The sequence below is a fragment of the Agrobacterium vaccinii genome (assembly GCF_021310995.1).
Taxonomy (GTDB): Bacteria; Pseudomonadota; Alphaproteobacteria; order Rhizobiales; family Rhizobiaceae; genus Agrobacterium; species Agrobacterium vaccinii.
The window spans coordinates 372581-393674 of record NZ_CP054151.1; the positions used below are offsets into that span (position 1 = coordinate 372581).

Genomic DNA, 21094 nt, shown 5'->3' on the forward strand with positions numbered 1-21094 from the left:
CAAATGGCATCAAAGGAAGCGTGACAGGAAGGCCTGGGTACGCGGGTGCTTCGGATTGCCGATCACCTCTTCCGGTGTTCCCATCTCCACGATATGGCCGCCATCCATGAAAACGACCCTGTCAGCAGCTTCTTTAGCAAAGCCGATTTCATGCGTGACGACGATCATCGTCAGACCCTGGCGGGCCAGATCACGCATGGTGGACAGAACCTCACCCACCAGTTCCGGGTCAAGCGCGGATGTCGGCTCATCGAACAACATCAGCTTAGGCTTGATGGCCAGCGCACGGGCAATCGCCACGCGCTGCTGCTGGCCGCCGGAAAGCTGGCGAGGATAGTTATCCGCCTTGTCGGAAAGTCCAACCTTTTGCAACAACTCCCGCGCATAGGCCGTCGCCTGCGCCTTGCTTTCACCATGCACGCCAACCGGCGCCTCGATGACATTCTGCAAGGCAGTCATATGCGGGTAAAGATTGAACTGCTGGAACACCATGCCGATGTTTCGCCGTTGCGCAGCAATGGCGTTGCCGGACAGTTTTTCCAGCTTGTTGTTCCTGAAGCGATATCCGATCTGCTCCCCATCGACCTCTATGGAGCCACGATTGATGGACTCCAGATGGTTGATGCAACGCAGGAACGTCGATTTTCCCGAGCCGGACGGACCGAGCACGACGACGACCTCGCCCGGATAGACGTCGAGGTCGATGCCCTTGAGGACTTCCAGTTGATCGAACGCCTTGTGGACATTGCGGGCCCGCACCAGTGGCTGCTTGATTGTGGATGCAGTGGTCATGGGGTCGCCTCCTGCTGAACGGCTGGGGCCTGAGCCATCGCGGTGCGGCGGTCGCCTCTGCCGTAATAGCGCTCGATGTAACCCTGACCAATGTTGAGTACGGAGGTGATCAGCAGATACCAGATGACGGCGACCATCAACATCGGGACGATTTCGAAGGTGCGGTTGTAGATCGACTGAACCGAATAAAGCAGATCGGCCATGGCGATAACGCTGACGAGCGATGTCGCCTTGATCATGCTGATAAGCTGGTTACCGGTTGGCGGGACGATGGAGCGCATGGCCTGCGGAATGATGATCCGCCACAGTGCGCGCGCCTTGGTCATCCCGAAAGCTTCTGCCGTCTCGGCCTGTCCTCTATCTACAGATAGAAGACCACCGCGAATGATTTCCGCCATATAGGCCGCTTCGTTGAGCGCAAGCCCCACGATAGCAGCGGTCATCGGCGTGATGACGGAATTGGTCTCCCAGCTTACCAGCGTCGGCCCGAATGGGATGGCGATGGATATTTCTGGAAACAGGGTCGACAGATTGTACCAGAAAATGAGCTGCACAAGCAGGGGCGTACCGCGGAAGAACCAGACGAACAGGCCAGATAGCGAGCTTGCCAGAACGTCTTGCGACATGCGCGCCACGGCCAGCAGCAAGCCCAGCACGACGCCAATCAGCATGGCCACGACCGTCAGCCCCAGGCTGACGGACAGGCCCTGCATGACGGTCGGGTCAAAGAAATATTGCGCAACGACCGGCCAGCCGAAATTCTCGTTATTGCCGACGATCCACGCGAAATTCGCGGCGATCAAGACGGTGATGAGCCACAGGGTGACCCGCCCGGTCTGAAAGGGGCGATGGGCATTTGCCACATCGCGCGGGTCCGCACCGTCGGAAGGCGGTGCGGTATGGGCAGGCGCCGCACTCATTTCTTTTCAACTCCCACCAGATTGATGCCGGGTGTTTTGATCGTGTTGTTCTCAAGGCCCCACTTTTTCATGATGGCATCGTAGGTGCCGTTATCGATGAGGATTTTAACACCGTCGCGGAGGATTTCGCCGAGTGGCGACCCCTTTGGCACGACAGCGCCCTGGAACAGATCGTCGAAACCGTTCTTCTCACCGACGCCGGTCAGTTCAAGCTGTCCGTTCGCCTGCGAGACGAAATAGGTCAGTGGGGCCTGCGAGGAGAAGAACGCGTCTGCGCGCTTGGAGCGCACCGCCAGAATGGAACTTGGCTGGTCGGTGTAGGACTGAACTTCGACCGGCTTCTTGCCGTCAGCGGCGCACTTTTCCACCTGCGCCTTGATGACCTTTTCAGCCGAGCCGCCCGCCATCACAGCGATGCGGTTGCCGCAGGCCGTATCCAGCGAGACGATGCCCTTGGGATTGCCCTTCTGGACTGCGAAGACGACAAATTCCTGCACCCAGTCCACGAAGTCATTGGCTTCCTGGCGGGTCTTGAAATCGCCTACCGGGCCGAATGCGAACTGGTAGCGCCCGGAATTGACGCCGGACAGCAGAGCTGGAAGCCCTCCTACAGTCGCATGCTCGATTTTCACGCCCAGCAATTGGCCCAGTGCTTCGGTGAGATCGGCGCTGGCGCCTGTCAGTTCTGTGCCAGTGACAATTTCGTAGGGAGGAAAGGAGCCGTTGTTGACAGATATCATCTTGCCATCGGTGCGGATTTTCTCCGGCAGGCGGGCGCTCAGTTCCTTGTTGACGGTCTGTTGCGGAATGGCGGCGTCCTGAGCCATTGCCGGCATGGCCAGCAAAACGGCAAGGGCAGCAACGGAAGCGGTGAGTTTCGAGTGCATGGTATTCCCCTTTTTATGGTTCAACTCGGAAAGTTCGAACGGGTCAGTGACCCGAAGCATGGTTTGGAAACAAATCTGCGGGCGACAGAAGACGCGGCAGAATTTTCTGCTCGTAGAGTTCCAGCGTAAAATCGGCGATCATCTTCTCGTTCGCCTCAAAGCCATTAACGTTCCACGAAGGAGAAAGATCGGCAGCGCAACGGCGTAGCTCATCAATCATCCACGGGGTGGTATCGGCATATTTCTCACGCTTTTCCAGCCACATGCGTTGGGATGCATCCAGAAGCTCGCTCAACTCGTCCATAATCCACGGATGTTCGCGCACGATCTCGGCTTTAAAGCCGATCAGATGCATGCCCGGCACGTAACCGACATCGTTAAAGTAATCGACTTCGGCGGAACGGTAGTCGTCCAGAACCTGTCTCAATGCTGAATCCTGATCGAAGAACCCCTTCGGCATAAAAGGCGTAAACACGGCGTCCAGACCGCCATCCAGAAGTAGATCGACCATTGGACGCTCGCCAGGGGCGGCCTCGATGCGACCGGGGCGACCGAAACCATCAAGGCGATCGGTAATCGGATGTGCTTCGGTAAGACGCCCAGCATACCACATCGCGTCTTCCACACCGACGCCTTCACGGCGAATGGCAGCGCGGGTCCACGTATTGCCGGAATCTCGCCAACCAGTCACGCCGATCTTCTTGCCTGCCAGATCGGAGAGCTGGCGAATAGAACTTGCCTTGCTGGTGATGATGCAGCGGTGACGGAAGCCGCGCATGATAAAGTTGGGCATGCCGATGACGCTCTCGTCACCATCATGGCGCATCTGTGCATAACGGCTGAACGATGTTTCTGCGGCATCGTAAGCGGCTTCATTCGCGACGCTGGAGACGAGCGTGCCGACACGGTCGACTTTCACATTGAGGCGTGGCGAAGACACATCTCCGAGGATCAACGGGGTCATGTAGTCCCAGTCGCGGAGGGCGAGGCGAAGCGTTACAGTCATGCTTGATGCTCACAAAAAATCTCGATAACGAAAAGTTAAATGTTCAAATTACAAACATCAAATGTTATTACGTTATTGAACATTTAAAGGCAAAAATTATGAGCACCCCCTATTCCGCCCGCTGGCTTGCTGAAAAAATAGCCGATCGCACCATCCGTGGTATCGCGCTGGAGACGAGCGCGCTGATCCGCGCAGGCGTGTTGCCCGTGGGAACGCGTATGCCGTCCATCCGCGATCTGGCGTACGAGCTGGGGATAAGCCCGGCGACATTATCCGAAGCATGGGCAGACCTGCGACGTCACAAGATTATAACCGGTCGAGGGCGAAACGGCACATGGGTCAGCGGCGACAGCTTCATCGCCAAGCCGGAGCGCTTTGCCAGCGCGGGCAATTACGGACCCGACGCACTCGATCTGACGTTGGCCGTGCCGGACACCTCGCTTCTGCCACCGCTTGCAGAGGCTCTCGCCCACGCAGCGACTGTGGACAAGCTGAATGACTACGAGCGCTCACGCATCATTCCTGAACTCCACGATGCCGCTTCGAAGCGCTGGCCCTATGAGCCCGAGGCGTTTCTGGTCACCAACGGCGGCTACAATGCCGTCTATACCGCCATTCGCGCCCTCGTGCCGCCCGGCTCCGCCATAGCCATCGAAAACCCCACGGCAATGCGTCTTCTGGATATTCTGGAGGACTTCGGCGTCAAGATCATTCCCGTCCTGTGCGATGAACAGGGACCGACACCCGCTTCACTTCATGCAGCCCTCAAGGCGCGACCGGCAGCATTCCTGTATCAACCCCGGCTTCATTCCGTCACCGGCCAAACCGTCAGCCCGGAGCGCATGTCTGAACTGGGCGATGTACTTTCCGGCAGCGCGACCTTGATCATCGAGGACGATGGCTTGGGCGACATATCGGAAGCAAAGGCGCACTCCCTGGGCAAGCGTTTTCCCGAGCGGACCATCCATATCCTGTCTTACTCCAAAACGCTGGGACCCGACCTGCGGCTGGCCATCCTTTCCAGCTCGGCCATCATTGTCGAGCAAATCCAGTCCTATCGCGCCTTCAGCGCCGGATGGACAAGCCGTGTGCTGCAGGGAGCAACCGCATGGCTTCTGCGCAATCCAGATAGCTGGAAAACGATGGCAAAGGCGCGCGCCACCTATCAACAGCGCCGCGATGGGTTGGCGGATGCGCTGCGGGCACGGGGCGTGGAAACGCGTCCCGGCAGCGGCCTCTGTCTCTGGTTGCCGGTTGCGTCAGAACCCTTTGCCACGGTCACGCTTGCCGCACGCAACATTGCCATCAATCCAGGCCGAAAGTTCACGCTCCTGCCCGGTGACCATATTCGCATCGCCACCTCCACACTCTTGCAGGATAAATGGGACAGCGTGGCGGATGCGGTCGCGCTCGCCAATCAGCTGTGACCGGGTGCGCACGGCCGCACTTCTCATCCCCTTAAATTAGCAATTATGCACAACGGCGTTCCGACGCGATTGACAGCCCGTCTCATTTAGATATTCTGTTATAAAGTCTTACATAACATAATAATGGAACATCTAAAAACCGGGAGCTTCGCATGAGACTCAAGCTAGCATTTCTGATCGCCACAGCATTGATATCCGCCCCCACTCTTCTTTCAGCACAGGAAAAGGGTGGCGTCATCAACGTCGCAACGATTGGCGAGCCGCCGACACTCGACCCCATGGCATCAACGGCTGACCTTGTCGGCATCGTCACACAGCATATTTTCGAGACGCTCTACACCTTCTACAAGGACTGGAAGCCGACACCGCTTCTGGCCGAAAGCCTGCCGGAGATCAGTGCCGACGGCAAAACCTACACAATCAAGCTTCGGTCCGGCATCAAGTTCCATGACGGTTCCGATATGGCCTCCGACGACGTCGTCGCCTCCCTTAACCGCTGGGTGAAAGTCGCCTCTCGCGGCAAGCAGGCCGCATCCTTCTTCGACAAGATCGAAGCGACCGATCCGATGACGGTCACCATTACGTTGAAGCAGCCGTATGCGCCGCTCGTCTCGCTTCTCGCCTTCAACAATTCGGCAGCCATTGTCCTGCCTGCGGAAAAGCAGGATGAGCCGATGAAGGAGTTTATCGGCACCGGTCCCTATATGCTGAAAGAGCGCAAGGCAGACCAATATATCCAGCTCGTGCGTTTTGATGGCTACAAGTCCCGGGAAGGCGACAGCAACGGTTATGGTGGCGCGCGCCATCAGTATCTCGATGAAATCCGGTTCGTCCCGGTGCCGGATGCGAACACCCGCGTAGAGGCTGCGGTCTCCGGGCAATACGACTATGTCGATAGCCTGCCGGTTGAATCCTTCGACAAGGTCAAGTCGTCGTCCGTCACCGAGCCTGTCGTCCTGAAGCCGTTCGGCTATCCGGTCTTCGTATTCAACACGGCGGAAGGTGTGGCCAAGGATGTGGCTATGCGCAAGGCCATCCGTCAGGCGCTGAACATGGAAGACATGTTGGCCGCCGCTTTCGGCAGCACGGATTTCTACACCGTCGATGGCGATATTTATCCTAAGAACTACGTCTGGAACACCGATGCCGGTGTCGAGGGCGCATACAATCTTGCAGACCCGGAAGGTGCCGCCGAAGCTGCCAAGGCCGCGGGCTATGACGGGCAAAAGCCCATCCGCATTCTCACCAGCCGCCAGTATGAATTCCATTACAAGATGGCGCAGGTCGCTGCGGAATATCTTAAACTCGCCGGCTTCAAAGTTGATCTTCAGGTCGTGGACTGGGCAACATTGACCCAGCGCCGTGCCGATAAGGCTCTGTGGGACATCTACATCACCCACAGCCCCTTCCTGCCGGAACCGGCACTGATCGGTTCGCTCGCGCCGACCTCTCCCGGCTGGTGGGACACGCCTTTGCGCAAACAGACGGTCGAGGCTTTCTCCGCCGAATCCGATCCGCAAAAGCGGGTCGCGCTTTGGGCCGATGTTCAAAAAGCCATGTATGAGGAAATTCCCTACATGAAGATCGGCGACTTCAACGGACTGACGGCCAAGGCAAAGAAGGTCGAGGGTGTCGACCCGGCTCCATGGCCGTATTTCTGGAATGCATCCATCACGAAGTAACCCTTTTCGATCGTGCACGGATGCCGCTTTGCGGCGGCATCCGGCTTCGAAAGTGGTCCTTTCTGGAGCATGGAAAGAGAAATAGATGATCCGTTACATTCTTCAGCGCCTGTTCGGCATGATCGTCGTGATGTTCCTCGTCGTGACAATCGTCTTCGTCATCGTGCGCGTAACTCCGGGTGATCCCGCCGCCGTCATGCTCGGCCCGGATGCGTCCGCTCAGGACATTGCCGATCTGCGCATGCGGCTGGGGCTCGATCAATCACTTGTCGTGCAATATCTGCTCTATCTCGGCCAGATGCTGAAGGGTGATCTCGGACAATCCATTTTTCTCAACATGCCCGTTACCTCGGCGCTGCTGGATCGTGCCGAGCCCACCTTTTTCCTGACGATCTTCTCGCTCGCCATCGCCACCATCATCGCGCTGCCCATCGGCATTTACGCGGCCTATCGCCGTGGCTCTTTCGTCGACCAGGCCGCGACCACTATCGCCATGCTGGCTGCAAGCATTCCGAGTTTCTGGCTTGGCCTCATTCTCATGCAGTTTTTTGCCGTGCGGCTGAACATCTTCCCTGTTTCGGGCTATGGCGGTCCGGGCGCGAGCTTCGCGGAGCGCATGTATCACCTGACGCTTCCCGCCTTTGCGCTCGGCATCGTCTCCTCGGCGCTCATTCTACGGTTTACCCGCGCATCCATGCTTGACGTGCTGGGTGACGATTACATCCGCACGGCGCGCGCCAAGGGTCTGGTCGAACGCCGCGTCATTCTCAAACATGCATTGAAAAACGCGCTGATCCCGATCCTCACGGTAATCGGTCTCACCGCCGCCGTGCTGATCTCCGGCGCCGTCGTGACCGAAACCGTCTTCGGCCTGCCGGGTGTCGGAAGTCTCGTGGTGTCAGCCGTTCTGCGCCGGGATTATCCCGTCATCCAGGGAGCTCTGCTGGTGATTGCCGCGCTCTACGTCCTCATCAATTTCGCAATCGATATGCTGTATCTGGCGATCGATCCGCGTGTTCGTTATTAAGGGGGCGCGACAGATGGTCGATATTGCAGCAACACCCCCACAGCCCGAGGCGAGCGAAGGCTCGAAATTTTTTCGCCGGTTCCTGAAGCGCAAGACGGTGGCCCTCGGCCTTATCATTCTGGTCGTCTTCGTACTGCTGGCGGCGCTTGCCCCATGGATCGCACCTTACTCGCCATCCAAACTGTCCATCGTCAACCGGCTGAAACCGCCAAGCGAAATGTTCTGGTTCGGAACCGATGAGTTCGGTCGTGACGTTTTCTCGCGCACGATCTATTCAGCGCGGCTGTCTCTTCTAATCGGCGCATCCGTCGTCGTCCTGTCGGCGGCAATTGGGGTAACGCTTGGGTTGCTGGCAGGTTTCTTCCAGCGGCTCGATACGCCGATTGCCCGGCTGATCGACGCGATGATGGCATTCCCGGATATCCTGCTGGCCATCGCGCTGGTGGCAGCGCTCGGCCCGTCGCTGACCACGGTCATCATCGCGCTGTCGATTGTCTATGCGCCGCGTCTGGCGCGTATCGTCCGCGCTTCCACATTGGTTATCCGTGAATTGCCCTATGTGGAGGCCGCACAGGCGCTGGGCATTTCCACATTCCACATCATGACACGGCATGTGCTGCGCAATCTGCTGTCGCCCATTCTGGTGCAGGCAACATTCCTGTTCGCCAGCGCCATGCTGGCAGAGGCGGGCCTTTCATTTCTGGGGCTGGGTGTCAGCCCCGAAATTCCAACCTGGGGAACCATGATCGCCGCTGGCCGCCAATATATCGGGCAGGCCGACTGGATGACCTACTTCCCCGGCTTTGCCATCATTCTTTCCGTGCTGTCGCTGCAAATGGTGGGCGATGGACTGCGGGACATGCTTGATCCAAGACTGCGAAGGGATTTGTAATATGACCGGCGAAAACGCAAAGCCGCTCCTCCTCACCAACGTCAAGCCAATGGCTTTTGGCGAAACCGCACACTCAGGCGCAACGGATATCCTGGTCGGTGCAGACGGCAAGATCGCCGCCATCGGCCAGTCCATAGACGCGCCTGCCGATGCGACCCGCATCGACGGCAAGGGCGCCTGGGTTTCGCCCGGCTGGGTCGATCTGCACGTCCATATCTGGCACGGCGGCACCGATATCTCGATCCGCCCTTCGGAATGCGGGGCAGAACGCGGCGTCACCACGCTGGTCGATGCAGGTTCTGCCGGTGAAGCCAATTTCCACGGTTTCCGCGAATATATCATCGAGCCATCCAAAGAGCGCATCAAGGCGTTCCTCAACCTCGGCTCCATCGGTCTCGTGGCCTGCAATCGCGTGGCGGAACTGCGCGACATCAGAGACATCGATCTTGATCGCATCCTCGAATGCTACGCCGAAAACAGCGAGCATATCGTCGGTCTGAAAGTGCGCGCCAGCCACGTCATCACTGGTTCATGGGGCGTCACGCCGGTCAAGCTCGGCAAGAAGATCGCCAAAATCCTCAAAATACCGATGATGGTGCATGTCGGTGAGCCGCCGGCGCTCTACGACGAAGTGCTGGAAATCCTCGGCCCCGGCGATGTCGTCACCCACTGCTTTAACGGCAAGGCAGGCTCGTCCATTATGGAAGACGAAGACCTCTTCAATCTGGCCGAACGCTGTGCGTCCGAAGGCGTGCGGCTCGATATCGGCCATGGCGGAGCCTCCTTCTCGTTCAAGGTCGCGGAAGCGGCGATTGCCCGTGGCCTGCTGCCGCATTCGATCTCGACCGATTTGCACGGCCATTCCATGAACTTCCCGGTCTGGGATCTGGCAACGACGATGTCGAAGCTGATGTCGGTCGGCATGCCCTTCGACAAGGTCGTCAATGCGGTGACCCACGCCCCGGCAGAGGTCATCAAGCTCGACATGCAAGACCGCCTGTCGGTCGGTGCGCGCGCCGATTTCACGATCTTCGATGTCATCGATTCCGATCTCGAAGCGACCGATTCCAACGGCGATGTCTCGCAACTGAAGCAACTGTTCGAGCCGCGCTATGCGGTGATCGGTGCGGAAGCGACCGTCGCCCGCCGCTACATTCCCCGCGCCCGCAAACTGGTTCGCCACAGCCACGGTTATTCCTACCGCTGAGCGCTGCCAGACATGAAGAGTATTTCGCATGACACAGGAGTTTGCGTGACCCAGTCCCCGATCAAGTCAGAAGCGAAGGCGCAAACGCCTTATGACCGGCTTGCCGCGCTCGGCATCGAACTGCCGCCACCAGCGCCACCGATTGCCAATTTCGTGACGCATGTCATCGAAGGCAATATGCTTTACCTGTCGGGCCAGGGCCCGCGTGAGGCTGACGGTTTCCTGCACACCGGAAAGGTCGGCACGGATGTTTCGCCTGACAAAGCCTATTCCGATGCGCGGTTGACCGGCATCAACCTGCTGTCCGTCATGCATGATGCACTGGGTGATCTGTCCCGCGTCAGGCGCGTCGTGAAACTACTCGGCATGGTCAATGCTGCGCCTGATTTTCTGGACCATCCGCTGGTGATCAACGGCTGCTCCGATCTTTTCAACGCTGTCTTCGGTGAGGCAGGCCAGCATGCTCGCTCTGCCGTTGGCTTCGGTTCGCTTCCCGGCAATATCACGGTCGAGATCGAAGCGATCGTCGCGTTGCACGCTTAGGGGAGACGGTCAGTGGTTGCGCCAGCCCATCAGCTTTTCGATACGAGCAGCAGACGCCTTGACGCGGTCGGCATAGCCGGACTTGTCGGCAACGATCTTCTGCTCGGGAAGCACGATGGAAATCGTCGCCACGCAGTCTCCCCTGCTGTCCACAATCGGCGAAGCGATGCAGGCAACGGAATAGTCAGACTCACCCGCCTGTATCGACAACCGCTCCTCGAACGCCTTGCGGGCCGCATCCGACAGGGACGCCGCATCGATCGTCGCGCGACCGGTGGGAGAAATGCGGGCACCGCGTTTGAACAGGTCGATCCGCTCCGCCTCTGGCATATGGCCGACAAGCAGGCGACCGGACGCCGTCCAGTTCAGTGGCACGCGAGTGCCGACACGGGACGCGACCTGAAAATGGCTCGGGCCCTCGGCCATGGCCAGTACCAGCATATGCTCGGCATCGCGACCGCAAACCTGAACGGTCTCACCCGCCTCGCGGCAGAGATCATGCATCTCATGGGTGGCCACACTCATGAAATCGAGCGAGCGGGCATAGGCGAGGCCATAATGATAGAGACGCGCGCCAAGCCAGATCATGCCATCGGCATTGCGTGCCAGCATGTTCTTTTCCACGAGGTCATCGATGATGACGTAGACGGTGGAAAGCGGCGCCTTGACTGCCTTGGCAATAGCATAGGCCCCGGCGGGCGCGCCGGTCTCGTAGAGATAATCGATGACCTGCAAGGCTCTGTCGATGCCGCTGACGCGCGACCGACGCGCTTTGCCCTCAACTTCGACCGCAGGAAGATCGTCGGAGGCAACGTCCAATGATGTGTTCAAACCCAAGACAACGCTCCCGCGTTTTAAAGAACCTATTGCATTACTATGGCATAGGCCTGTGCAGGGCAACCCAAATCAGAACCGGAAGCACCGGTTCCCAGACTGGAGAATGACAATGTCCGACGACCTCAGAACAAAGCTCGGCCTTCGCCCGGTCATCAACGTCTCAGGCACCATGACCAGCCTCGGAGCCTCCATCGTCGTGCCGGAAGCGGTTGCCGCGATGGCAGCGATCCTGCCGCAATTCGTTGAAATCAACGATCTTCAACGCAAGGCAAGCGCCATCATTGCGCGCCTGACAGGTGCCGAAGCCGGGTTCGTGACGGCGTCGTGCTCCTCCGGCATCAGCCTTGCCGTGGCGGGCACCATCACCGGCCCAGACCTTTTGGCCATCGAGAGACTTCCCGAAACCACGACGCCGAAGAACGAGGTTCTCATTCAGATGGGCCATGTGGTGAGTTACGGCGCCCCGGTCGATCAGTCCATTCGCCTTGCCGGTGGCAAGGTGGTGATGATCGGGCAGGCAACATCCACGCACCGCTATCACATGGAAAACGCCATTACCGAAAACACTGCAGCCGCCGTTTACGTCGTCTCCCACCATGTCGTGAACTACGGCCTGCTCCACCTCAAGGAGTTCGTGGAAATCGCCCACGCCAAGGGCGTGCCGGTCATCGTCGATGCGGCTTCCGAATATGATCTCAAGCTCTTCATCGAGCAGGGTGCGGATATCGCGCTTTACTCCGGCCATAAGTTTCTGGGTGGGCCGACATCGGGCATCGTTGCAGGTAAAAAGGAGCTTGTTCGCAATGCCTTCCTGCAAAACATGGGCATCGGTCGCGGTATGAAGGTCGGCAAGGAAAGCATCTACGGCGTCATGGCCGCATTGGAGGCCTGGGAAAAGCGCGACCACGTGGGCATTCGCGAACGCGAAACCGGCTATCTGAATCTGTGGGCACAGACACTGGCGAACCGCCCAGGCGTCACAGCGCTGATCGAACCCGATCCGACCAACAACCCGCTGGACCGCATGCGCGTGATCATCTCGGCGCAGGAAGCCCACATCACCGCCTGGGATTTGGCCGCAGCACTGCGCTCCGGCCCGCAGCCGATCATCGTGCGCGACCACGAAGTCGAGCATAACTACTTCTATCTCGACCCCTGCAACCTGCACCCCGGTCAGGAAACTGTTGTCGCAGCGCGGCTAGCCGAGGAACTGGACAAGGCCCGCGCCTCCAACGAAATCATCGCGACCCCCTTCGAGGATCTGAGCCGTCACCGCTTTAACGGCGCACTACGCTGGCCGGACTAAAAACCGGCCATCCTCAGACCAAAACAAGGGAGCGACCATGACAACGCCAAACACACAGACCATGCCCTTCGCGTCAGCAGCCAACGACCCGGTTCTTTTGGTTGAAAAGCTGCGGACGTCCTTCATGGTCGATGGCAAGTGGAAGCCGGTCGTTCGCGATATTTCCTTTACGGTTGGACCCGGTGAAACGGTGGCAATCGTCGGGGAGAGCGGCTCGGGCAAATCGGTCACCTCCTTGTCGATCATGCGGCTGTTGCAGCCAGACACCAGCCGCATCGAAGGCAAGGTCATGCTGGACGGGCGCGATCTTCTGTCTTTGCCGGAACACGAGATGCGCAAGGTTCGCGGCAATGATGTCGCCATGATCTTTCAGGAGCCGATGACCAGCCTCAATCCACTTTTCACCATCGGCGACCAGATTTCCGAGGCTTTGCTATGCCATTCGCCGATGAGCAAGCGAGAGGCCAGAGCAGAAACCATTCGCATTCTCGAAAAGGTGCGGATACCCTCTGCCGCCTCGCGCTTCGATGAATACCCGCATCGCTTTTCCGGCGGCATGCGCCAGCGCGTGATGATTGCCATGGCGCTAGCCACAAAGCCCAAACTGCTGATCGCCGATGAACCGACGACGGCTCTCGACGTGACGATCCAGGGACAAATTCTCGATCTCATTAAGACCTTGCAGGAGGAGGAAGGCACCTCCGTGCTGTTCATCACCCACGATATGGGCGTTGTCGCAGAGATCGCGGACAGAACCGTCGTGATGTATCAAGGCGAGCAGGTGGAAACCGGCGCGACGACCGACATCTTCCACCGCGGCCAGCATCCTTATACGCGCGCGCTGCTATCAGCGGTGCCGGTGCTGGGCTCGATGCAGGATTATCAGCGGCCTCGGCGTTTTCCAGTCGTCAATGTGTTGACGGGCGAGTCCGATGTGCCGGTGGAGGTCGGTGATACGGTGGCCAAGGGGCAACCGGTGTTGCAGGTTAAAAACCTGACCAAGCGCTTCGATATCCATTCCGGTCTGTTCGGCACAGTCACGGGCCGCGTCCACGCGGTGGAGAATGTCTCGTTCGATCTCTACGCTGGTGAAACGCTGTCTTTGGTCGGCGAATCCGGCTGCGGCAAGTCCACCACCGGTCGCGCCATCATGCGGCTGATTGAGCCCGGCAGCGGCTCGGTTCTCGTTGAAGGCCGGGACGTGCTCAAGCTGGAAAAGAAGGGCATGCGTGAGATGCGCAAGTCCGTGCAGATGATCTTTCAGGACCCGTTTGCCTCTTTGAACCCGCGCATGACCGTGGGTGCCGCCATCGCCGAACCTTTCCTTGAACACAAAATGGGCGACAAAAAACAGGCGAAGGATGTTGTCGCCGACATGCTGAAGAAGGTTGGCCTGACACCCGACATGGCAAAACGCTACCCGCATGAATTTTCCGGCGGCCAGCGCCAGCGTGTCTGCATTGCCCGTGCACTGGCGCTGAAACCGAAGGTCATTGTCGCTGACGAAAGCGTTTCGGCGCTGGATGTCTCGATCAAGGCGCAGGTCATCAATCTGATGCTCGATTTGCAGCAAAGCCTGGATTTGGCATTCCTGTTCATCAGCCACGACATGGCCGTGGTGGAACGTGTCAGCCACCGAGTGGCTGTCATGTATCTGGGCGAGATCGTGGAAATCGGTCCACGCGCGGCGGTATTCGGCAATCCGCAACATGCCTACACAAAACGTCTCATGTCAGCGGTGCCCGTGCCAGACCCGGATCGCCGCAGGCTCAAAAGTGCCGCCGCCATCGAGGAATTGAAAAGCCCGATCCGCCCGGTCGATTACAGCGTTACGCCACCCGTGTTTCGTGAAGTATCACCGGGCCATCTAGTGGCCGAGAGCTGACACTGGTCGCGTCCAGCCAATGGAACCAGCCGCCCTCAGCTCAGTTCCCTATTTGCGAAACGGGCAAAGAGATCGGAACAGCATTGACACAATTGGGGACGGTCGAAGAAATCTGGCGCTATCCAGTCAGCTCGCTTGGTGGGGAACAACTGACATCCGTCGAAATCGGTACAGATGGTATAGAAGGCGACCGAAACTGGTGCGTCGTTGACCGGATAACCAGCCAGGTCGCCGCGCCTGAAAAAGAAGAACGCTGGCGACCAGCCTTGTTTCTCCAAGCGCGTCTGAACAAAGGCTTGACGGAGATCGGGTTCCAAGACGGACAATGGCTGTCCGTGCAAGATGCCGAGATTGGCGAGAGACTGTCGGACCATTTCGGCTTTGAGGCAACCGTCATGCCCTACGCGAAAGCTAAGCCGGCAAACTCGTCTGCGATAGCGGTCAATCGCTACGAGCCAAGCCCGCTCCACCTGATTACGACAAGCTCCATGGAACATCTCGCTGGTTTTGTCGGCATCGACACCATAGAGAGCAAGCGGTTCCGCCCAACGATTGTTCTGCGCACGTCTGGAACAAAGGAATTTCGCGAAAAGACCTGGGTTGGGCGCTCTCTGTTGCTTGGACATGAGTTCATTACACGCGCCAGTGAAGAAACGAAACGATGCGGACTGACGCTTATTTCCCAGCCGGGCGTTGCCGAAAATGCCGATATCTTAAGGGCCATTCTGCGTCAAAACAGGCGGAACTTCGGCATCTATGGCACAGTCGAACAGGCGGGCACCGTCACGGTGGGGGACAGCGCCTATCTGCTGGACAGATGATCAAGCTGCCGACAGAGCTTGCATTTCCGTCGTTTCAAGAATGGCCTGCGACACGGTATAGCCGATGTCGCGCGCGCTGGTGATGCCCTGCACGAAGGGCAACTTGTGCAACAGAAACGCAATCGATCCGCAATAGAGTTTGTTGGTCAGGTTATCCTGGAAGATAGGTCTGAATTTATCATCCAGGTCAACGCCGCCCGTGCGAACCAACTGATCCTCGAAACCAATCAGCGTCGTGGTCGCACTGGTCGTCGCCTTGCGCATGACGCCCTGTTTTTTCAACGTCTCGAAGGGAATGTCCCGGGCCGACAACGTGTGCTGACCCGTCGCATCAATAAAGTCATCGAATTGATATTCCTGTCCCTTGCTGCGAACGATTGCACCGCGTTGGACCGCCTTGTTATCAATGTCGTTATCGTTGCCAAGTGCCAGAATATCCAGCTTCCCGGCGCGATGAAGAGCCAGAAGACGGCGGATGGACGCGTGCGGCACCGTTGCGTAATCATCCACGAAGACGGTCTTGAAGTGGCTGTGAAACCGCTTCAGGTCCCGTTCGTTGAGATGCGGTATCGCCAACGCGATCACCTCATGCATTCGCAGGATCGCATAACGCCATTCCACCGTATATTGATTAGCCTTATTGGCGTCCGCTTCAGCGAGATTGAGCGCTGCCCAGACGAAAGGCTGCGTGGTCTCGCGGTCCTGAAAATAGGCTTTGGAAACGGTTTCGACGCTCAGCTGTGAGAGACCGATCCGGGCTGCGTAATCGGGATCGCAGAAGATGAGTTCGGCCTTGAAGAGATCAAACACCGCATCCAAGAGATCATTGCGCCGGGTCGCGATCGCATTCTGGATCGCCGCCTCCGTGCAGAACTGAAGTGGGCGATAGGGAATTTCGCAATAGAAATCGGCTTCTGGCAAGATACCCTTGCGCGACATCATCGTGACGTGCAGTGCTTCGGTATCGGGTGAGGGATGGTATTGAAGATCGCCTTGCTCATCGAGAAGAAAGGTGCCGTGGGCCGTAGCGACGGTGATCAACGCATCAATACCACTCAACGATGTTCCGAGAATGCCGACCTTACCGGGCTTGATAGATTTCAGCACCGGCGCTGGCCATGGTGAGACGTAATATCCCGGTTTGATCTCGGTTGTTTCTGGAAAGTCGTGTCCCGTTGCCATCACCACATGGTCGAACGCAAATTCGAGTGCTTCGCCCTCCGCCGCAGTCACGGTCAAACGGATATCAGTGGGTCTCAATTCAATGTCGGCAGCCCGATGCGACGCTTTCACCTCAATCGTATGTCCATTGGCAGCGCCGATTTCCAGCAACTGCGAGAACTGCGAAAAAAAGAACTCACCCAGCACGACTCGCGGATAGAATTCGCGCTCATTGATCTGGCCTCGCTCCACACCAAGCTGCTGCAACTCTTCATCCGTCTGGCGAAGAAGCCACTGCATCAGGCTCTCGCAGACCGGCGGCAATTCTATGCTGGCGATGTTGGACAGCATGGCCCGGTCGTTCAAGGCAGGGTGGTACGGCGTACCCTTGCCGGGATCGGTTTCGCTTTCGAAAATCGTGATGGAGAGAGGCTCGGATTTGCCGACCAGGCCCTTCAACGTGTAGATGCCCGTTGGGCCGGATCCAATGATGGCGATTTTAGGTGTCATATGCGCGATTAATCCCGTGACGCAACGCGAACTGGTGCCCTCCTCAAACAGAATTGCGTCATCGAAGTTCCCTTCCGTCATGTACCAGACATTAGATAATCTTTATATGTGGCCGAAAGCGACTTTCCGCTTGAACATCGACCGCATGAAAGCGTTGATGTGAACATGAACACACAGGCAGATGCCCTACTCACCTCCCTGCCCTCCGGCTTCGGTGCCGTCGTCATCGGCGCCAGCGGCGGCATCGGTTCGGCCCTGTGCGACCGGCTGCGCGCAGAGCCGCATTTTGGTTCGCTCTATCCCCTATCCCGAACCGCAACCGCATTCGACATAACGGACGAGACTTCGGTGCAGGCAGCGGCGGAGGCGTTGCGGGGCAAGCCGTTTCAGCTATTGATTTGCGCAACTGGCGTACTCGATGTCGATGGTCACCCGCCGGAGAAGTCATTGCGGCATGTCGACCCTGACGTGATGATGCGGCAGTTCAGCATCAATGCCGTTGGCCCGGCGCTGGTCGCCAAACACTTTCTTCCGCTGATGGATCGCAAAACGCGGTCGGTCGCCGCCTTTCTCTCTGCCCGCGTCGGCTCCATCGGTGATAACAGGTTGGGCGGGTGGATATCTTACAGGGCATCGAAAGCCGCTCTCAACCAGATCGTCAGAACCGCCTCGATAGAATATGCGCGGACGCATCCCGAGATGGTTCTCACCGCCATTCATCCCGGAACCGTTCGTACGCCGCTGTCAAATCCCTACGCCAGCGGTCATCCCACGGTGAGCGCGCAGGAAGCGGCGACATCCATTCTTTCGGCACTCGATACGCTGACACCCTATAAGTCAGGCTCCTTCATCGCCTATGACGGTAAGACCATTCTATGGTAGATTAGAATTGGCATTTTCCAGCACGAGCGCACAACAATCAGCATGAATATCAAACATATAGCCCTCGCCATCAGTATCGCAGTCGGCGTATCAAGCATGTGCGCTGACAGTGCCGTCGCTGCCGAGGAGAGCGACGCAGCTTGTCTCTATGAGAGAAACCGTGGGCCGCACCCCATCTGCATCCGCAAGGCAAGCTTCAATGCCGATCTTTGCAGCACCATCGAGCACTTTGCTCGGGAGCACGATGTGCCCGCAGCCTATTTTGCGCGGCTGATCTGGCGTGAAAGCCTTTTCCGCCCGGAGGCTGTCAGCCACAAGGGCGCCGAAGGTATCGCACAGTTCATACCGTCTACGGCCCGAAGCCGGGGACTGACGAACAGCTTCGACGTGATCGACGCACTCGATACGTCGGCGGCCTACCTGAAAGAGCTCAAAACACGCTTCGGTAATTTTGGTTTCGCCGCTGCCGCCTACAATGCTGGCGAAAGCGGGCTTTCGCGTTTCCTGTCAAACGCGAGGCTTCCGATAGAGACACGCGACTATGTGTTTGCGATCACCGGTCAGCCCGTGGAAACATGGCGTGACGCTCCGCCCAAAGTGGCCGCGCCCGAGCTTGATGACGCCATGCCGTTTCAGGCCGCCTGCGTCGTGCTTGCGGAAACCAGACGCATGCAGGAGCCAGTTTTCGCCGGATCAGCCGATTGGGCGCCATGGGGCGTCCAGCTTTCAGCGCACTACCGCCCCACCGTCGTTGATCGTCTGTTCACACAAGCCGTCGCTCGCCTGCCCTCACCCTTAAACGAGGAGCGAGCGCTGATCGTGCGGCAGCGCGGCGGCAATTTTGGAAACAGACCACGCTATGCCGCAAGAATTGGACGTGAAACCCGCGCGGAAGCCAACAGTCTCTGCGCACAGATCAAAGCAGCAGCGATACCCTGCACCGTTTTGCGGAACCGGTAAGAGGAATGTCCCACTAGGCCTTGCTTCGCATGCTGGCACGATACTGCTTTGGCCGCATGGCAAAGCGTTGCGAAAATGCCTGATAGAACCGGGAGACTGAGCCGAAGCCTGATTCGAAGGCAACATCGGTAATGGGTATGTCGGTAGCGATCAGCAGTGATTGGGCCGTATCGAGCCGATGGCGGATGATGGCCTGATTGATGGTCATGCCCACCGCACGTTTGAAAACGGACATGGCATAATTGGGATGGAGGCCTGAATCCTTGCCGACATCTTCAGCTGAGATATCGTTGAGGGCATTCTCGGCGATATAGCGTAGCATCCGCTCCACATGTTCAACGCGCTCGCTGTCGTTGACCCCGAGACTGGCGATGGCAGAGCCTTCTTCGCGCAAGTCTCGCCATCCGTCGCGCTCAATCCGCAACACCCGCGCCCCAAGCTCATTGCGCACGATTTCGATCAGTCCCTCATCACCGGAGCGCAGTTCATCTCTCCAGCGCTGGAATATCTCGTTGTCGTAGGAACGCAGCTCCAGCGCCTCGATCATCGCGCCACGAAATACGGCATCTCTGAAACGTGTAAGGCTCGCAAGACCAAGGAAGAACGACATCGGCACATAGAGGCAGACGAAACGCGTGCCCTCCGCGCAAGCAATGACCTGATGCGGGATCATACCCCAGAACAGACAAAGCCGCCCGGCGTCGATGGTGAGTTCACGCCCTTCGAACCAGTAGGTCATCTGCCCCTCCAGCACGAAATTGAGCTCGACCTGGCTGTGCATATGCGGGCCGGTCATGACCTGCACGAAGGATGCTTCTCCGCTACAAAACCTGTGATCGCCGAAGACAACCAGCGGATGTCGTGGGTCGTGCTCTGGATGTACCGGCACGGATTCATCACGCTGAGTAAGCTGTATGGACACCATAATCTTAGAATCCTAGAGAAACTATCCGGAATTTCGGTAGCTTATTGCGGGTTTCGGTCAGATGTTCAAGCCGAACTTGGATTTGGCTTGGGAGGGCGTGCGTATGGTTCACAGTCTCCACGGCGACGTGTCACGGTCATAGGGAGGAAAACATGACCCTTTTTAAAAGCCTTAGCGGAGTTGCCTTGTCGGCAGCGCTGTTTTCATCCGCCTTTGCGGGCGAGATCACCATCAATTCCGACCACTCGGACCCAGTACCGAAGAAGGCCATGGAAGAGCTGATTGCAGACTTCCAGAAGGCCAACCCGGATGTAACGGTGAAGTGGAACAACTTCGACCACGAGGGCTACAAGTCCGCCATTCGCAACTTTCTGACCGCCGATGCGCCCGATGTCGTTGCATGGTATGCGGGCAACCGCATGGAGCCGTTCGTCAAGGCTGGTCTCTTCGAAGACGTGACCGATGTGTGGACCGCAAACGGTCTGGAAGACCAGTTGAAGTCCGCCTCCCCTTCCATGACCATCGACGGCAAGAAGTGGGGCGTTCCCTACACCTACTATCAGTGGGGCATCTACTATCGCAAAGACATCTTCCAGCAGCAGAGCATTACGCCGCCCAAGACCTGGGAGGAGCTTCTGGCCGCTTCGAAGAAGCTGAAAGACGCTGGCATCACGCCATTCACCATCGGCACCAAGGCACAATGGCCTGCGGCTGGCTGGTTCGATTATCTCGACCTGCGCGTCAACGGCTATGATTTCCACATGCAGCTGACATCCGGCAAGGTGCCTTACACCGACCCGCGCGTGAAAGCCGTGTTCGAGAAGTGGGCCGAACTGGTTGAGCCGGGTTACTTCATCGAAAACCACGCGGCCATCGATTGGCAGGATGCCGTGCCACAGTTGGTACAGGGCAAGGCCGCCATGTATCTGATGGGCAATTTTGCCGTCGCCACCTTTAAGAATGGTGGCCTGAAAGAAGAGCAGATCGGCTTCCTGCCCTTCCCGGAAATCACTGCGGGCATTCCGATTGCCGAGGAAGCACCGACCGATACGTTCCACATTCCGAAGGGTGCCAAGAACAAGGACGATGCGAAGAAATTCCTCGCCTATGTTGCGTCTCCTGAAGCGCAGACGAAAATGAACGCGACGATGGGCCAGCTGCCGGTCAACAACAAGGCGGAAAAGCCGACGGACCCGTTCCTCGAGGCTGGTTTCGATATGTTGTCCAAGGCAACCGCCATCGCACAGTTCTATGATCGCGATGCGCAGGCGGAAATGGCCAAGGCCGGTATGGAAGGCTTCCAGGAATTTATGGTCAAGCCCGACAAGATCGACGCCATCCTCGCACGCCTCGAAAAGATCCGCGCTCGCGTCTACAAATAAGACCTGTTCCTCCCAGCGCCGGGTGCCGCAAGCGGCATGCCC

At 58.0% G+C, this 21094-nt stretch carries 19 protein-coding genes; 12 read left to right on the top strand and 7 right to left on the bottom strand.

Annotated elements, in window-relative coordinates; translation table 11 throughout:
• Positions 1-9: 9 nt before the first annotated feature.
• The 4 genes from HRR99_RS16835 to HRR99_RS16850 are packed head-to-tail and all read right to left on the bottom strand — an operon-like array spanning position 10 to position 3605.
• Positions 10-792 carry an amino acid ABC transporter ATP-binding protein gene (locus HRR99_RS16835; protein WP_233123865.1) on the bottom strand — a complete coding sequence of 261 codons (783 nt, stop codon included), beginning with the start codon at positions 790-792 and terminating at the stop codon, positions 10-12.
• The gene (locus HRR99_RS16840; RefSeq protein WP_233123867.1) at positions 789-1712 is read right to left on the bottom strand and encodes an amino acid ABC transporter permease; all 924 of its coding nucleotides are present in this window, start codon (positions 1710-1712) and stop codon (positions 789-791) included. Before HRR99_RS16840 ends, HRR99_RS16835 begins: the two co-directional genes overlap by 4 nt.
• Complete coding sequence (locus tag HRR99_RS16845) at positions 1709-2599, bottom strand: ABC transporter substrate-binding protein (protein ID WP_112501282.1); 891 nt, start codon at positions 2597-2599, stop codon at positions 1709-1711. Before HRR99_RS16845 ends, HRR99_RS16840 begins: the two co-directional genes overlap by 4 nt.
• Positions 2600-2642: 43 nt before the next feature.
• The gene (locus HRR99_RS16850; RefSeq protein WP_233123869.1) at positions 2643-3605 is read right to left on the bottom strand and encodes a substrate-binding domain-containing protein; all 963 of its coding nucleotides are present in this window, start codon (positions 3603-3605) and stop codon (positions 2643-2645) included.
• A 98-nt stretch (positions 3606-3703) separates the two neighbouring features.
• Between HRR99_RS16850 and HRR99_RS16855 the strand changes: the two genes are divergently transcribed.
• The 6 genes from HRR99_RS16855 to HRR99_RS16880 all read left to right on the top strand — a co-directional run bounded on the left by HRR99_RS16855 (position 3704) and on the right by HRR99_RS16880 (position 10383).
• Positions 3704-5032, top strand: coding sequence for an aminotransferase-like domain-containing protein (locus HRR99_RS16855; protein WP_233123871.1), 1329 nt, complete (start codon positions 3704-3706; stop codon positions 5030-5032).
• Positions 5033-5184: 152 nt separating this feature from the next.
• Positions 5185-6714 (top strand): ABC transporter substrate-binding protein, encoded by a 1530-nt coding sequence (locus HRR99_RS16860; RefSeq protein ID WP_233123872.1) that lies wholly within the window; start codon positions 5185-5187, stop codon positions 6712-6714.
• An 85-nt stretch (positions 6715-6799) separates the two neighbouring features.
• Positions 6800-7741, top strand: a complete 942-nt coding sequence (locus HRR99_RS16865) for an ABC transporter permease (RefSeq protein WP_162698342.1) — start codon at positions 6800-6802, stop codon at positions 7739-7741.
• Between the two features lie 13 nt (positions 7742-7754).
• Positions 7755-8633 (top strand): ABC transporter permease, encoded by an 879-nt coding sequence (locus HRR99_RS16870; RefSeq protein ID WP_233123874.1) that lies wholly within the window; start codon positions 7755-7757, stop codon positions 8631-8633.
• 1 nt (position 8634) lies between these two features.
• Entirely contained in the window at positions 8635-9840 is a 1206-nt protein-coding gene (locus tag HRR99_RS16875; protein WP_233123875.1) for an amidohydrolase/deacetylase family metallohydrolase, read from the top strand.
• 12 nt (positions 9841-9852) lie between these two features.
• The gene (locus HRR99_RS16880; protein ID WP_422387336.1) at positions 9853-10383 is read left to right on the top strand and encodes a RidA family protein; all 531 of its coding nucleotides are present in this window, start codon (positions 9853-9855) and stop codon (positions 10381-10383) included.
• Between the two features lie 9 nt (positions 10384-10392).
• Here HRR99_RS16880 and HRR99_RS16885 read toward each other — a convergent pair whose 3' ends face one another.
• Positions 10393-11202: an IclR family transcriptional regulator gene (locus tag HRR99_RS16885; protein WP_233124949.1), complete on the bottom strand. Its 810-nt coding sequence runs from the start codon at positions 11200-11202 to the stop codon at positions 10393-10395.
• A gap of 127 nt (positions 11203-11329) precedes the next feature.
• Here HRR99_RS16885 and HRR99_RS16890 point away from each other — a divergent pair, with 127 nt between their 5' ends.
• The 3 genes from HRR99_RS16890 (at position 11330) to HRR99_RS16900 (ending at position 15232) form a co-directional block, all read left to right on the top strand.
• Positions 11330-12526: an aminotransferase class V-fold PLP-dependent enzyme gene (locus HRR99_RS16890; protein WP_233123879.1), complete on the top strand. Its 1197-nt coding sequence runs from the start codon at positions 11330-11332 to the stop codon at positions 12524-12526.
• 37 nt (positions 12527-12563) lie between these two features.
• Positions 12564-14411 carry an ABC transporter ATP-binding protein gene (locus HRR99_RS16895; protein WP_233123881.1) on the top strand — a complete coding sequence of 616 codons (1848 nt, stop codon included), beginning with the start codon at positions 12564-12566 and terminating at the stop codon, positions 14409-14411.
• A gap of 83 nt (positions 14412-14494) precedes the next feature.
• Positions 14495-15232 (top strand): MOSC domain-containing protein, encoded by a 738-nt coding sequence (locus tag HRR99_RS16900; protein ID WP_233123883.1) that lies wholly within the window; start codon positions 14495-14497, stop codon positions 15230-15232.
• Here the strand turns inward: HRR99_RS16900 and HRR99_RS16905 are convergent, their stop codons facing one another.
• Positions 15233-16903, bottom strand: a complete 1671-nt coding sequence (locus HRR99_RS16905; RefSeq protein ID WP_233123884.1) for an FAD/NAD(P)-binding protein — start codon at positions 16901-16903, stop codon at positions 15233-15235.
• Between the two features lie 165 nt (positions 16904-17068).
• On the opposite strand from HRR99_RS16905, the gene HRR99_RS16910 reads away from it, so the two are divergent.
• Positions 17069-17785 (top strand): SDR family NAD(P)-dependent oxidoreductase, encoded by a 717-nt coding sequence (locus tag HRR99_RS16910; protein WP_233123886.1) that lies wholly within the window; start codon positions 17069-17071, stop codon positions 17783-17785.
• Between the two features lie 96 nt (positions 17786-17881).
• A complete protein-coding gene (locus HRR99_RS16915; protein WP_431355712.1) occupies positions 17882-18745 on the top strand; it encodes a transglycosylase SLT domain-containing protein in 864 nt (287 codons plus the stop codon).
• A gap of 13 nt (positions 18746-18758) precedes the next feature.
• Here HRR99_RS16915 and HRR99_RS16920 read toward each other — a convergent pair whose 3' ends face one another.
• Positions 18759-19670, bottom strand: a complete 912-nt coding sequence (locus HRR99_RS16920) for a helix-turn-helix domain-containing protein (RefSeq protein WP_233123890.1) — start codon at positions 19668-19670, stop codon at positions 18759-18761.
• Positions 19671-19822: 152 nt separating this feature from the next.
• Here HRR99_RS16920 and HRR99_RS16925 point away from each other — a divergent pair, with 152 nt between their 5' ends.
• Positions 19823-21052 carry an ABC transporter substrate-binding protein gene (locus tag HRR99_RS16925; protein ID WP_233123892.1) on the top strand — a complete coding sequence of 410 codons (1230 nt, stop codon included), beginning with the start codon at positions 19823-19825 and terminating at the stop codon, positions 21050-21052.
• The last annotated feature ends 42 nt before the right edge of the window (positions 21053-21094 follow it).